This window comes from Klebsiella sp. CB_Kp196, assembly GCF_040061575.1.
In the GTDB taxonomy this organism is placed as follows: Bacteria; Pseudomonadota; Gammaproteobacteria; order Enterobacterales; family Enterobacteriaceae; genus Klebsiella; species Klebsiella michiganensis.
Window position 1 is genome coordinate 1 of record NZ_JBEAFH010000013.1, and the last position, 13,777, is coordinate 13,777.

General features: G+C 57.0%; 9 protein-coding genes. 3 read left to right on the top strand and 6 right to left on the bottom strand.

Annotation, left to right across the window (positions count from 1 at the left end; all coding sequences use genetic code 11):
- Positions 1–167 precede the first annotated feature (167 nt).
- Both ABLU87_RS04395 and metH read right to left on the bottom strand, forming a co-directional pair.
- Complete coding sequence (locus ABLU87_RS04395) at positions 168–1,799, bottom strand: Na/Pi cotransporter family protein (protein ID WP_014837116.1); 1,632 nt, start codon at positions 1,797–1,799, stop codon at positions 168–170.
- 187 nt (positions 1,800–1,986) lie between these two features.
- The gene (gene metH, locus ABLU87_RS04400) at positions 1,987–5,670 is read right to left on the bottom strand and encodes a methionine synthase (RefSeq protein ID WP_025107717.1); all 3,684 of its coding nucleotides are present in this window, start codon (positions 5,668–5,670) and stop codon (positions 1,987–1,989) included.
- 196 nt (positions 5,671–5,866) lie between these two features.
- On the opposite strand from metH, the gene iclR reads away from it, so the two are divergent.
- Both iclR and ABLU87_RS04410 read left to right on the top strand, forming a co-directional pair.
- Positions 5,867–6,694 carry a glyoxylate bypass operon transcriptional repressor IclR gene (gene iclR, locus ABLU87_RS04405; protein ID WP_122117399.1) on the top strand — a complete coding sequence of 276 codons (828 nt, stop codon included), beginning with the start codon at positions 5,867–5,869 and terminating at the stop codon, positions 6,692–6,694.
- 9 nt (positions 6,695–6,703) lie between these two features.
- Positions 6,704–7,108, top strand: coding sequence for an ASCH domain-containing protein (locus ABLU87_RS04410; RefSeq protein WP_086074014.1), 405 nt, complete (start codon positions 6,704–6,706; stop codon positions 7,106–7,108).
- Positions 7,109–7,121: 13 nt separating this feature from the next.
- On the opposite strand, the gene aceK is transcribed toward ABLU87_RS04410, so the two are convergent.
- The 4 genes from aceK to metA form a co-directional block, all read right to left on the bottom strand.
- Positions 7,122–8,864 carry a bifunctional isocitrate dehydrogenase kinase/phosphatase gene (gene aceK, locus ABLU87_RS04415; RefSeq protein WP_122117398.1) on the bottom strand — a complete coding sequence of 581 codons (1,743 nt, stop codon included), beginning with the start codon at positions 8,862–8,864 and terminating at the stop codon, positions 7,122–7,124.
- A 53-nt stretch (positions 8,865–8,917) separates the two neighbouring features.
- Complete coding sequence (gene aceA / locus ABLU87_RS04420) at positions 8,918–10,222, bottom strand: isocitrate lyase (protein ID WP_004097699.1); 1,305 nt, start codon at positions 10,220–10,222, stop codon at positions 8,918–8,920.
- Between the two features lie 31 nt (positions 10,223–10,253).
- Positions 10,254–11,855 carry a malate synthase A gene (aceB, locus tag ABLU87_RS04425; RefSeq protein ID WP_122117397.1) on the bottom strand — a complete coding sequence of 534 codons (1,602 nt, stop codon included), beginning with the start codon at positions 11,853–11,855 and terminating at the stop codon, positions 10,254–10,256.
- Positions 11,856–12,114: 259 nt separating this feature from the next.
- Positions 12,115–13,044, bottom strand: a complete 930-nt coding sequence (gene metA, locus ABLU87_RS04430; protein WP_004109666.1) for a homoserine O-succinyltransferase — start codon at positions 13,042–13,044, stop codon at positions 12,115–12,117.
- A gap of 156 nt (positions 13,045–13,200) precedes the next feature.
- Here metA and ABLU87_RS04435 point away from each other — a divergent pair, with 156 nt between their 5' ends.
- Positions 13,201–13,638, top strand: coding sequence for an acetyltransferase (locus ABLU87_RS04435; RefSeq protein WP_009651731.1), 438 nt, complete (start codon positions 13,201–13,203; stop codon positions 13,636–13,638).
- The last annotated feature ends 139 nt before the right edge of the window (positions 13,639–13,777 follow it).

A 13,777-nucleotide genomic window follows, 5' to 3' on the forward strand; every position in this document is an offset into this window, starting at 1 on the left:
CCCGGGCAAGGCGCTCTGCGCCGCCCCCGGGAGCAAAGCGCAGAGTGGCATAATTACCCGGAGGCGATGCTGCGCATCTGTCCGGGCTACCATCCCGCAGACCGCGGTATACCTGTAGCCCGGCTAAGCGCAGCGCGAGCCGGGGATGTCAGGCGGCACATCAGCGCTTAATACTCATCGCGCTCATCATCCTCATCCGGCTGCTCCATCACGCTATAGGCCACCGAGCAGAACAGTGAATTCAGACGCTTCATATCGCCCAGCAGCGCCAGGTGCAGCGTACTGGTCTCAATACTCTGCACGTTTTGCTGATGCAGGCGGTCAACGTGGGCATGCGAGTAACGACGGTTCATGATGCGAAAACGATGCTTGCTGCGGCGCAGGCGGCGGGCGCTCGGCACGTCGCCGGAGAAGAAGACCGACATCGCCAGCTGCAGATTGCTGAGCAGCTGCTCGTAGAGGGCATCCAGCTCTTTTAATCCCTCCATGGAGAACGCGCGCCGCGCGGCCAGCGATTTATCGGCGATCTCGCTGCCCATTCTTTCGACGATATCCGAAGCCTGCTCGAGGTTAAGCGCCATTTCGATAATTTCCGCCCAGCGGCGGGACTCCTCATCCGCCAGCTCCTCTTTCGGCATCCGCGCCAGATAGAGCTTAATGGCGGTGTAAAGTACGTTGATATCGTCCGCCATCCGCCGCAGCTCTTTCTCCTCACGCGGCTCGCCGTGCATCACTTTATGCAGGCTTTCCAGCATCTGCTCCATGGCATCGCCAATACGCAGGGTTTCGCGGGCGGCATTGGCCAGCGCCAGGGCGGGCGTATCCAGCGCCGAAGTATCAAGATGCTTCGGCTTCAGCCGCGCGTCCAGCTCGGGCTCATCGCGAATCAGACGCTTACAGAGGTTAGCCATGGGGCCGGCAAACGGCACCATGGCGATACAGCGGATCAGGTTGTAGAAGACGTGGAAATAGATCACCAGTTCGGATTTTTGCAGCGGAAGCTCATCCATGACGTTTGCCAACAGATGCACAAACGGCAGGATAATCAGGCTACCCACCAGCTTAAACAGCAGGCTGCCGAGCGCCACGCGGCGCGCAGCGGCATTGGCGCCGCTGTTGTTTAGCATGGCCAGCAGCCCGGATCCGAGGTTGGCGCCGATCACCAGGCACAGCGCCACCGGAAACGAAATCACGCCGGTGGCGGTTAACGTTGCGGTCAGCAGCACCGCTGCCAGGCTTGAATAGCTGATGATGGCAAACACCGCGCCGATCAGCGCATCCAGCATAATATCGCCGGTCAACGAGGCGAAAATCACCTGTACGCCGTTAGCCTGGGTGATGGGATGCACCGCCTGCACGATCAGCTCCAGCGCTAGCAGAATCAAGCCCAGACCAATCCCCACGCGTCCGAGCTGGCCCGCGCGCGTTTGCTTGCGCCCAAGGAAGAAAATCACGCCGATAAAAATCAGCAGCGGCGAAAGCCAGGACAGATCGAAGGTCAGCACCCTCGCCATCAGCGCGGTACCGACGTCAGCGCCCAGCACCATCACCAGCGCAGGGGCCAGCGCCACCAGATCCTGGGCGACAAAAGAGGTGACCAGCATGGTGGTGGCGTTGCTGCTCTGCACCAGCGCGGTAACGCCGATCCCCGCGCAGAAGGCGAGCGGTTTTTTCTCCACGCTGCTGCTGAGTACGCTTCGCAGACGAGCGCCGTAGACGCGCATCACGCCGGTACGGACGATATGGGTGCCCCACACCAGTAGGGCGACGGCGGACAACAGGTGTAGCAGAGTTAACACGGAATCAGCTTCTCCTTATATTTATTCGTTCCCGAAACTCATAAACCGTTACAGGCCGGATAGCGCTTCGCTTATCCGACGGCAACGATCGCAAGCTTCCTTCAGTATAAGGGTTTACGCACAATAAAGAGACTGGGCGCTCATTGAGCGCCCTGTTAGTTGTAAGGAAAGATAACGGTTTGGTGGATCAGTCGGCATCGTAACCGAGGTTCGGCGCCAGCCAGCGCTCCACTTCCGCCACACTCATCCCCTTACGCAACGCATAGTCTTCCACCTGGTCGCGCTGAATTTGCGCTACCGCGAAGTATTTGCTGTCCGGATGGCTGAAGTACCAGCCGGAAACCGACGCGCCGGGCCACATGGCAAAAGATTCCGTCAGCTTCATGCCGGTGCGTTTTTCCACCTCCAGCAGTTCCCAGATCGTCGCCTTTTCGGTGTGCTCCGGGCAGGCCGGATAGCCCGGCGCCGGGCGAATTCCCTGGTAGTTCTCGCGGATCAGCTCCTCGTTGCTGAGGTTTTCGTTCGCCGCATAGCCCCAGTAAACCTTACGCACCCGCTCATGCAGATACTCGGCAAAGGCTTCCGCCAGGCGGTCGGCAATCGCCTTCACCATAATCTTGTTATAGTCATCGTGCTGCGCTTCGTAGGCGTCGGCCAGCGCGTCTTCCTCAAGGCCGCCGGTCACCGCAAAGGCGCCGATGTAGTCCGCCTTCCCCGACAGCTTCGGCGCGACAAAATCCGCCAGGCAGTAGTTGGCAAAGCCGACTTTCTCCGTCTGCTGGCGCAGATGATGCCCCACCGTCAGCACGTGAGTCCGGGTTTCATCGCGATAAATTTCAACATCGTCGCCGACGCGGTTAGCCGGGAACAGCCCCACCACGCCGCGCGGATTCAGGGCCTTCCCGGCGCTGAGCTTATCCAGCAGTTCGTTGGCGTCTTTGAACAGGCGCTGCGCCTCTTCGCCGACCACTTCATCTTCCAGAATGCGCGGATACTTACCGGCCAGCGACCAGGTCATAAAGAACGGCGTCCAGTCGATATAGTTACGCAGGGTTTCGATACTGGCCTCAACCTCATGCACGCCCAGACGATGGGCCACCGGCGGGGTGTAGCTTGCCCAGTCAAAGGCCAGGTCGTTATCGCGCGCGGCCTCCAGCGTGACCGGCGGGGTGCGCGGCTTTTTACGCCCGTGCTGAATACGTACCGTTTCGTACTCTTTGCGGGTACGGGCGACAAAATCATCGCGCTGGCTATCGGACAGCAGCGCGGCGACCACGCCAACGGTGCGCGAGGCGTTCTGCACGTAGACCGTCGGCCCGCTGTAGTTCTGCTCGATTTTCACCGCCGTATGCGCTTTCGAGGTGGTTGCGCCGCCAATCAGCAGCGGAATAGTAAAGCCCTGACGCTCCATCTCCTTCGCCACGTTGACCATCTCATCCAGCGACGGCGTAATCAGCCCGGAGAGGCCAATCAGGTCGGCGTTAACCTCGCGGGCGGTTTTCAGGATTTTATCCGCAGGCACCATCACGCCAAGGTCGACGATTTCGTAGTTGTTACACTGCAGCACCACGCCGACAATATTCTTGCCGATGTCGTGAACGTCACCCTTCACGGTGGCGATGACCATCTTGCCGTTGCTGGAACCTTTCTCTTTGCTGGCCTCAATATAAGGTTCGAGGTAGGCCACCGCCTGCTTCATCACGCGGGCGGATTTCACCACCTGCGGCAGGAACATTTTCCCTTCACCGAACAGGTCGCCGACCACGTTCATGCCGTCCATCAGCGGCCCTTCGATAACCTCAATCGGACGCGCGGCCTGCTGGCGGGCTTCTTCGGTATCGAGCTCGATAAATTCAGTAATGCCTTTAACCAGCGAGTATTCGAGGCGTTTTTTGACGTCCCAGCTGCGCCATTCCGCCTGCTGAGCGTTGGCGGTATCGTCGGTTTTGCTGCCGCGATACTTTTCCGCCAGATCGAGCAGACGTTCAGTGCCGTCATCGCGGCGGTTCAGAATCACATCTTCAACCGCATCGCGCAGCTCGGCGGGAAGGTCGTCGTAAATCGCCAGCTGGCCGGCGTTAACGATGCCCATGTCCATGCCGTTGCGGATGGCGTAGTAGAGGAATACCGCGTGAATCGCCTCGCGCACCGGGTCATTGCCGCGGAACGAGAACGACACGTTAGAGACGCCGCCGGAGATCAGCGCGTGCGGCAGTTCGCGTTTGATATCTTCGCAGGCGCCGATAAAGTCCTGGGCATAGTTGTTGTGCTCTTCAATCCCGGTCGCCACGGCGAAAATATTCGGGTCAAAGATGATGTCTTCCGGCGGGAAGCCCACCTCTTCGGTGAGAATTTTGTACGCCCGGCGGCAAATTTCAATTTTCCGCTCGCGGGTATCGGCCTGGCCCACTTCATCAAAGGCCATAACCACGACGGCGGCGCCGTAGCGGCGCACCTTTTTCGCATGCTGGATAAACGGCTCAACGCCCTCTTTCATCGAGATGGAGTTAACGATGCCTTTACCCTGAATACACTTCAGACCCTTTTCGATGACCTCCCATTTGGAGGAGTCGATCATAATCGGCACACGGGCGATATCCGGCTCACCGGCGATCAGGTTGAGGAAACGCGTCATCGCCGCTTCGGCGTCGAGCATCCCCTCATCCATATTGATATCGATAATCTGCGCGCCGCTTTCCACCTGCTGGCGCGCCACATCCAGCGCTTCGTTATATTTTTCTTCTTTAATCAGGCGTTTGAATTTTGCCGAGCCGGTAACGTTGGTGCGTTCGCCGACGTTCACAAACAGGCTGTCATCGCCGATATTCAGCGGCTCAAGGCCGGAAAGACGACAGGCGACGGGGATTTCCGGCAGCTGGCGCGGCGGCAGGCCGGCCACCGCGCGGCTCATGGCGGCGATATGTTCCGGCGTGGTGCCGCAGCAGCCGCCGACAATATTCAGGAATCCGGCTTCAGCCCATTCGCGAATTTGCGCCGCCATCGTGTCGGCGTCCAGGTCGTATTCGCCAAAGGCGTTCGGCAGACCGGCGTTCGGGTGGGCGGTAACGTAGCATTCGGCGATACGCGACAGCTCCTGCACGTACTGGCGCAGCTCATCCGGCCCCAGAGCGCAGTTGAGGCCAAACGTCAGCGCATCGGCGTGGCGCAGCGAGTTATAAAAGGCTTCGGTGGTCTGGCCGGACAGCGTGCGACCGGAGGCGTCGGTGATGGTGCCGGAGATCATAATCGGCAGATCGACCCCCAGCGCTTCAAACTCCTCTTTAACCGCAAAGATCGCCGCTTTGGCGTTGAGGGTATCGAACACCGTCTCAATCAGAATCAGATCCGCTCCGCCTTCCACCAGCGCTTTGGTGGATTCACGATAGGCTTCCACCAGCCCGTCAAAGGTGATGTTGCGGAAGGCCGGGTCGTTGACGTCGGGAGAAATGGACGCCGTGCGGTTAGTCGGGCCGAGGACTCCTGCGACGTAGCGCGGTTTTTCCGGCGTGCGTGCGGTCCAGGCATCGGCGCTGGCGCGGGCCAGTTTCGCCGCCACAAAGTTGATTTCCGCCGACAGGGATTCCATCTGGTAATCCGCCATCGCGATGGTCGTCGAGTTAAAGGTGTTGGTTTCAATGATATCCGCCCCGGCCGCAAAATAGGCATCGTGGATAGCGGTTATCACATCCGGCTTGCTGAGAACCAGCAGGTCGTTGTTGCCCTTCAGGTCGCACGGCCAGTCGGCAAAGCGCTCGCCGCGAAAGTCCTGCTCACTCAGACGGTAGCTCTGGATCATGGTGCCCATGCCCCCATCCAGAACCAAAATACGTGCTTTTAACTGCTGATGCAGTTGCTCAACTTTGCTGCTCACACTCGCTCCCGACAACGCTCAACCAGACCGAAAAAACTCAACAGACCATACTGGCACAAACCGAAGGGGTGGAAAAGAGAACAGCGGGCAAGATGAGACATGTTCAGCTTCACTCATCCGATCAGTCGGGTAGTGATTGCATTATCGCCAAATAAAACGAAAATCATTTCCACGATACAGAAAAAAGGAGTCCGCGATGGCGACCCTCGCTCCCGCAAAACGCGGCAGAAAACCTGCCTCCCCCGCCGCCGCTCCGGCCGGCGGGCAAGTTCAGTCCCTGACCCGCGGACTGAAGCTGCTCGAATGGATTGCTGAATCCCACGGCAGCGTGGCGCTGACCGAACTGGCCCAGCAGGCCGGCCTGCCTAACTCCACGACTCACCGCCTGCTGACGACCATGCAGCAGCTGGGTTTTGTTCGTCAGGTCGGTGAACTGGGCCACTGGTCGGTGGGCGCCCATGCTTTCGTCGTCGGCAGCAGCTTCCTGCAAAGCCGTAATCTGTTGGCGATCGTCCATCCGATTTTGCGTCAGCTGATGGAAGATTCCGGTGAAACGGTTAACCTCGCGGTGCTTGACCAGAGCGATCATCAGGCGATTATTATCGATCAGGTGCAGTGTACGCAGCTGATGCGTATGTCGGCACCGATTGGCGGTAAGCTGCCGATGCACGCTTCCGGCGCCGGAAAGGCGTTTCTGTCGCAGCTAAGCGAAGAGCAGGTTACCGGCCTGCTGCACCGTCAAGGTCTGCACGCTTATACCCATGCCACCCTGGTATCGCCGGTACATCTGAAAGAGGACCTGGCCCAGACGCGTAAGCGCGGCTACTCGTTTGATGACGAAGAACACGCGCTGGGCCTGCGCTGCGTAGCGTCGTGCATTTATGATGAACATCGTGAGCCGTTCGCCGCCATCTCCATTTCCGGGCCCATTTCCCGTATTACCGATGACCGCGTGACCGAGTTCGGCGCGATGGTGATTAAGGCGGCGAAAGAAGTGACGCTGGCCTACGGCGGAGTGCGCTAAATGAGCGATCTGAAATCCTACTGGCAGGATAAATACCCTTCTGCTTTCTGCTGGTCTTTCGGCGATTCACCGGCGCTGGCCGACGAGCTGGCTGCCCTGGTTATCGCCGGGAAGAAACGCGGCACCTGCGGCTCGCTTGCCAGCTATCAGCAGGAGCAGCCGCCCGTGACGCCGGGGGCGTATCACATTGTGCTGGACGGCAAAGGGAAAGCCGTCTGCGTGATACGCACCCTGACCCTCAGGCTCATTCGCTTTAACGAAATGAGCCCTGAGCTCGCCGCGCTGGAGGGCGAAGGTGATTTAAGCCTCGCTTACTGGCAATCGGCGCATCAGGCATTCTTTGAACGCGAAGGCACCTGGGCGCCGGATATGGAGCTGGTGTACGAAGAATTTGCCGTTATCGAAGCAGCCTGAAGCAGGCCATCGGCTATCCCGCCTGCTTCAGGTCGCCGTAGCGCACGCTAAAACGCTGACGGCGGCGATAGGCGTAGACGTCTTCCACGTGGCCGTTGCGGATACGCGTTTGCAGCTCCCGCCAGTAGTCGGCGCGCAGCAGGTCGGCGTGCATCTCTTCAAATAGCGGTCCGATGCGCGGGTCAGCGCACAGCCAGTGGCGAAACTCTTCCGGAAAAACATCGCCAGGCGAGACGCTATACCAGGGCTCGCTGGCAAGCTCATCCTCCGGGTAGCGCGCCGGCGGGATCTCGCGGAAATTCACCTCCGTCATATAGCAAATTTCATCGTAATCGTAGAACACCACCCGGCCGTGACGCGTGACGCCAAAGTTTTTAAATAGCATATCGCCGGGGAAAATGTTGGCGGCGGCCAGCTGACGAATGGCGTTGCCGTACTCCTCTACCGCATCGCGCAGCGCCGGACCGTCCACCTGCTCCAGCCAGATATTCAGCGGCACCATCCGCCGCTCGATATAAAGATGGCTGATCGCAATCCGATCGCCGAGATCGGTAATTTTCGCTCCGGCTTCGGTTTGTAACAGGGCCATTAGTTCGGGCGCAATTTGCCGTTTCTCCAGGACGAAGTTCTCAAACTCCTGGGTATCGGCCATCCTTCCCACGCGGTCGTGCTCTTTGACCAGCTGATAGCAGGCGCGCACGTGGGCGGCGGTCATCTCTTTCTGCGGCGCAAAGCGGTCCTTAATGACTTTAAATACCCGGTCAAATCCCGGCAAAGTAAACACCAGCATCACCATGCCGCGAATCCCCGGCGCTTCGATAAATTGCTCATCGCTGCGGGAAATATAGTGCAGGTATTCCCGATAGCTCTCGGTTTTCGCATGCTTCTGGCAGCCAATCGCCATGTACAGTTCAGCGGTGGTTTTCCCCGGGAGAATCTCGCGCAGCCACTCGACCAGCGCGCCGGGCAGCGGCGCGTAAACCATAAAATAGGAGCGGGCGAAGCCAAAAACGATGCTGGCTTCGGCATGCGTCGTCAGACAGGCGTCGACAAACAATTCGCCTTCATCGGTGCGATGGATTGGCAGAAGAAAAGGCAGCGTCGCCATCGGCGTAACCAGTTTGCCTACCAGCCAGGCCGCCTTATTGCGGTAAAACAGTTCATTCGCCACCTGCAGGTGCGACCGGGAAAGCAGCTCGCTGCCGAGCGCCTCCTGCAGGCAAGCGGTGATATAACCGATATCGCGCGCGCTGTTTTGCCACGGCAGACGGAGAGGAAGATCGGATAACACTTTGCGTAATAGCGTGCCCCAGCCGCGCTCGGGGAAGAAATCTTTGGCCAGCGGGCGCGGGATGGCGCGTAAGCGCCGCTCTGGCTGAGAGCTGAAAATAAAAAGCCGCTCGGGAGTCAGCGAGCGGTGGTCAAACAACCGGCAATAAACGGAATTGAAAAAGCTCTCCGCAATTTCGAAACGAGGGTAATCCGGCAGCAGGTGGGTATAGTGTTCTTTTACCTGCAGCAAAAAATCGGTATCGGTATTTTTACCATCGGTAATGCAGCGCAGCTGCTCGACGACCAGGCCGACATGGTGATCGTAGAGATGAATACGCTGCTTCATCGCCTGCTGGACGGCATGCCAGTCAGCCTGTTCAAAGCGCTGCTGGGCGCCGGAAGTCACTTCAAGAAAACGACCGTACTGGGCGTCAAAACCCTGCAAAATAGTTTGAGCAATCAATAATTCCAGGCCACGCGTCATCTCTTCCCCCTCACCCATCCCTCTCCCCCGGAGAGAGGGAGAGGGGGAAATTATCAGAACTGATCTTCTTCTGTAGAGCCGGTTAACGCCGTGACTGATGAGGCTCCGCCCTGGATAATGGTGGTGACCTTATCGAAGTAGCCGGTGCCGACCTCCTGCTGATGAGAGACAAAGGTGTAGCCATCTTTAGCCGCCGCGAACTCCGGCTGCTGGACCTTCTCAACGTAGTGCTTCATCCCCTCGCCCTGGGCGTAGGCGTGGGCCAGGTCGAACATGTTGAACCACATGCTGTGAATACCGGCCAGGGTGATGAACTGATACTTGTAGCCCATATCCGACAGCTGCTGCTGGAAGCTGGCAATGGTTTTATCATCCAGCTTTTTCTGCCAGTTAAACGACGGCGAGCAGTTGTAGGCCAGCAGTTTGCCCGGATATTTCGCGTGGATCGCGTCGGCAAAGCGCTTCGCCAGCTCAAGGTCCGGGGTAGAGGTTTCACACCACACCAGGTCGGCATAGGGCGCGTAGGCCAGCCCGCGGCTGATGGCCTGTTCGATACCGGCATGGGTACGGAAGAAACCTTCGCTGGTACGGTCGCCGGTAATGAACTGGCGATCGTAAGGATCGCAGTCTGATGTAATTAAATCCGCCGCATCGGCGTCAGTGCGGGCAATCACCAGCGTCGGCACGCCCATGACGTCCGCCGCCAGACGCGCGGCGACCAGTTTCTGAATCGCCTCTTGCGTGGGGACCAGCACTTTGCCGCCCATATGGCCGCATTTTTTCACCGATGCCAGCTGGTCTTCGAAGTGTACGGCCGCTGCACCGGCCTCAATCATCGATTTCATCAGCTCAAACGCATTAAGCACGCCGCCAAACCCCGCTTCCGCGTCGGCGACGATCGGCAGGAAATAATCGGTATAACGCGGATCGTTCGGCTCAATACCCGCAGACCACTGGATCTGATCCGCGCGGCGGAAGCTGTTGTTGATCCGATCGACCACGGCCGGTACCGAGTTCGCCGGATAGAGCGATTGATCCGGATACATGCTGGAGGCCAGGTTGGCGTCTGCTGCGACCTGCCAGCCGGAAAGATAAATCGCTTCAATGCCCGCTTTCGCCTGCTGCAGCGCCTGGCCGCCGGTCAGCGCGCCCAGGCTGTTGACGTAGCCTTTTTTCGCTTCCCCGTGCAGCAGTCGCCACATCTTTGCCGCGCCCAGCTGCGCCAGAGTACATTCCGGGTTGACCGAGCCGCGCAGCTTCACCACATCTTCGGCGCTGTATGGGCGAGTAATGCCTTCCCAGCGCGGATTCGTCCACTCTTTGTTTAATTCTTCGATTTGTTGGGTACGGGTTTTCATGTGCAGATGCTCCATATTGTTGTGTGGTGAATTAGGCCAGAAGGCGGTAGCCCGGCAGGGTTAAGAAATCGATCAGCTCGTCGGAGGTGGTGATCTGTTCCATCAGGCGAGCGGCTTCATCAAAACGCCCGCTGCTGTAGCGGTGCTCGCCCAGTTCGTCCTGAATCACCCGCATCTCTTCAGCCAGCCACTGGCGGAATAGCGCTTTGGTAACCGGTGTGCCGTTACTGAGGGTTTTCTCATGGTGGATCCATTGCCAGATAGAGGTACGGGAGATTTCCGCCGTCGCCGCATCTTCCATCAGGCCATAAATCGGTACGCAGCCGTTGCCGGAAATCCACGCCTCGATGTACTGCACCGCCACGCGAATGTTGGCGCGCATGCCCTCTTCGGTTCGTTCGCCCTCGCAGGGAGCCAGCAGCTGTTCAGCGGTAATCGGCGCATCGTCTTCGCGGGTAACGGACAGCTGATTTTTGTTCTCGCCCAGTACGCCGTTAAAGACGGCCATCGCGGTGTCAGCCAGCCCGGGATGCGCGATCCAGGTACCGTCATGACCGTTATTCGCCTCCAGCGATTTGTCCGCTTTTACCTTGTTCAGCACCTGGTTGTTTCGCTCGGCATCTTTGCTCGGAATAAAGGCCGCCATGCCGCCCATCGCAAACGCGCCGCGCCTGTGGCAGGTCTTAATCAACAATCGCGAGTAGGCGCTGAGGAAAGGCTTGTCCATCGTCACCACCTGGCGGTCCGGCAGAACGCGATCCGGATGATTCTTCAGCGTTTTGATATAGCTGAAGATGTAGTCCCAGCGCCCGCAGTTCAGACCCACAATATGGTCGCGCAGGGCGTGCAGAATTTCGTCCATCTGGAATACGGCGGGCAGCGTTTCGATCAGCAGCGTGGCTTTGATGGTGCCGCGCGGCAGCTCAAAACGGTCTTCCGTAAAGCTAAATACTTCACTCCACCACGCGGCTTCCTGCCAGGCCTGAGTCTTCGGCAGATAGAAATAGGGGCCGCTGCCTTTTTCCAGTAACGCTTTGTAGTTGTGGAAGAAATAGAGGGCGAAGTCGAACAGACTGCCGGGAATCGCTTCCCTGCGCCACGTCACGTGTTTTTCCGGCAGATGCAGACCGCGCACGCGGCAGATCAGCAGCGCCGGGTTCGGCTTGAGCTGATAAATCTTGCCGGCTTCATTGGTGTAGCTGATGGTGCCGTTAACCGCATCGCGCAGGTTAATTTGCCCATCAATGACTTTGCTCCATTCGGGCGCCAGTGAGTCTTCGAAATCCGCCATAAAGACTTTTACATTCGCATTGAGCGCATTGATGACCATCTTGCGCTCTACCGGACCGGTAATTTCTACCCGCCGATCCTGCAAATCGTCCGGAATGCCGCGGATCGTCCAATCACCGTTACGAATGGAAGATGTTTCCGAAATAAAATCGGGAAGCTTGCCGTTATCAATTGCCTGCTGCTGCTGGATACGCGCGGCCAGGAGTTTATTGCGCTCAGGCGTAAAGCGGCGCACCAGCTCGGTCAGAAATTCTACGGCCTCAGGCGTTAAGATTTGCTTCTCCTGGTCGCCATATGGCTGGCTAAAAGCCAGTTCGTCAGTGATTGTCGCCTGCTGCGTCATGTGCTGCTCCTCTTGGTTGATCCAGTTGGCGCGAACGTAAGATCGTTGTGTAGTTTTCGTTCAGCACAATTAAGACTACGCATTTATTTTTCAAAATCAAAAACAATTTCCATTTTTAATTTAATTATCACTTAACCTATTGATAACAATATAAATAAAGTTTAATTACAATATGAGCTGCATTTCGGAAATAAAAAAGGCACCCGAAGGTGCCAGAGGCAAAATGCTGAAACGCTTTAGGATCGCGTTGTGTAGAAGATTAATCCAGAGTCGGATTCATATGGCGTAGATCGTATGGCGTGATCTGGTAGACGTAATAATTCAGCCAGTTGATAAACAGCAAATTGCCATGGCTTCGCCAGGTGGCGCGCGGTTTGTTCTGCGGATCGTTCTGCGGGAAATAATTATGTGGAACCTGCGGATCGAGACCCGCTTCCACATCGCGGAAGAACTCGCTGGCCAAGGTGTTCGCGTCATATTCCGGGTGACCGGTCACGAAGGCGATGCGCTTATCTTTGCTGGCAAACAGGTAGGCGTCGCCCTCTTCCGTCTCCGCCAGGATCTCGAGGTCGGTGTAGTCGCGTATCAGCGCCGCCGGGAAATCGGCATAGCGCGAGTGCGGGGCCAGAAAGCTATCGTCAAAGCCGCGGGTTAACAAGGCATGAGGTTGCAGGATATGGTGTTCGTAGACCCCGGAAATCTTCTCAGAGCGGGTCTGTTTAGGGATACCGTAGAGGATATTGAGGGCTGCCTGTACCGCCCAACAGACAAACAGCGTTGAGGTAACATGATCTTTAGCCCATTCCAGCACCTGTTTTATCTGCGGCCAGTAGGCAACGTCATTAAATTCAACCAAACCTAAAGGTGCACCGGTAACAATCAGGCCATCAAAGTTCTGATCGCAAATATCTTCAAAGTTGCAGTAGAAGTTGTTCAGGTGTTCCGCCGGAGTATTACGTGATTCGCGGGCATCGATGCGCAGCAGCTGGATATCAAGCTGCAGAGGAGAGTTGGAAAGCAGTCGCAAAAACTGATTCTCAGTCTCAATTTTCTTCGGCATCAGATTAAGGATGAGCACCTTCAGCGGGCGGATTTCCTGAGTCGTCGCGCGAGTTGTCGTCATCACAAAGACGTTTTCATTACGCAAGAAATTGACGGCCGGTAGCTCGTCCTGCACCCGAATTGGCATAACTTTATTACCTCATAGCATACGTATAAACGTTTAGACATCCAGACAGCTGAAGATACCCAGGAATAAGGTGAATGTCGAGCCTGCAAGTGCAGGGTGAGAAAATTTCACGGAGACATTTGAGTTAGAATATAAGAACAAATAAAAGGAGCAAATATGGTTATTAGTATCCGCCGTTCACGGCATGATGAAGGGAAAAAACTGATTGCGATCTGGCGTCGGTCGGTCGATGCAACGCACGATTTTTTATCAAAAGAGTATAGAGCGGAACTGGAAGATCTGGTGAGCGCGTTTTTACCCGAAGCGCCGCTGTGGGTCGCGGTGACGGAGAAAGACGAGCCGGTCGCCTTTATGCTACTTACGGGGGAACATATGGATGCGCTATTCGTTGACCCTACGGTCCGCGGCTGCGGCGTCGGTAAGCTGTTGATTGAACACGCGCTGACGTTAGCGCCCAAACTGACGACCAACGTTAATGAGCAGAATGAACAAGCGGTCGGATTTTATAAGAAGATGGGCTTTAAGGTGACAGGCCGTTCTGAGACGGACGATCTTGGAAAACCCTATCCGTTATTGAATTTGGTACATGAGTAATGAAGTAAGACCGGATAAGGGTAACCGCTGTCCGGTCGGTTCAGACGACAAAAACGCAAAAAGCCCATCCGTCAGGATGGGCTTTTCACTTGTTTGATGCCTGGCAGTTCCCTACTCTCACATGGGGAGACCCCACACT

Coding starts and splice junctions, on each gene's coding strand:
- metA (WP_004109666.1), bottom strand. CDS start 13,044: ATGCCAATTCGGGTGCAGGACGAGCTACCGGCCGTCAATTTCTTGCGT.
- aceB (WP_122117397.1), bottom strand. CDS start 11,855: ATGACGCAGCAGGCGACAATCACTGACGAACTGGCTTTTAGCCAGCCA.
- aceK (WP_122117398.1), bottom strand. CDS start 8,864: ATGACGCGTGGCCTGGAATTATTGATTGCTCAAACTATTTTGCAGGGT.
- ABLU87_RS04435 (WP_009651731.1), top strand. CDS start 13,201: ATGGTTATTAGTATCCGCCGTTCACGGCATGATGAAGGGAAAAAACTG.
- aceA (WP_004097699.1), bottom strand. CDS start 10,222: ATGAAAACCCGTACCCAACAAATCGAAGAATTAAACAAAGAGTGGACG.
- iclR (WP_122117399.1), top strand. CDS start 5,867: ATGGCGACCCTCGCTCCCGCAAAACGCGGCAGAAAACCTGCCTCCCCC.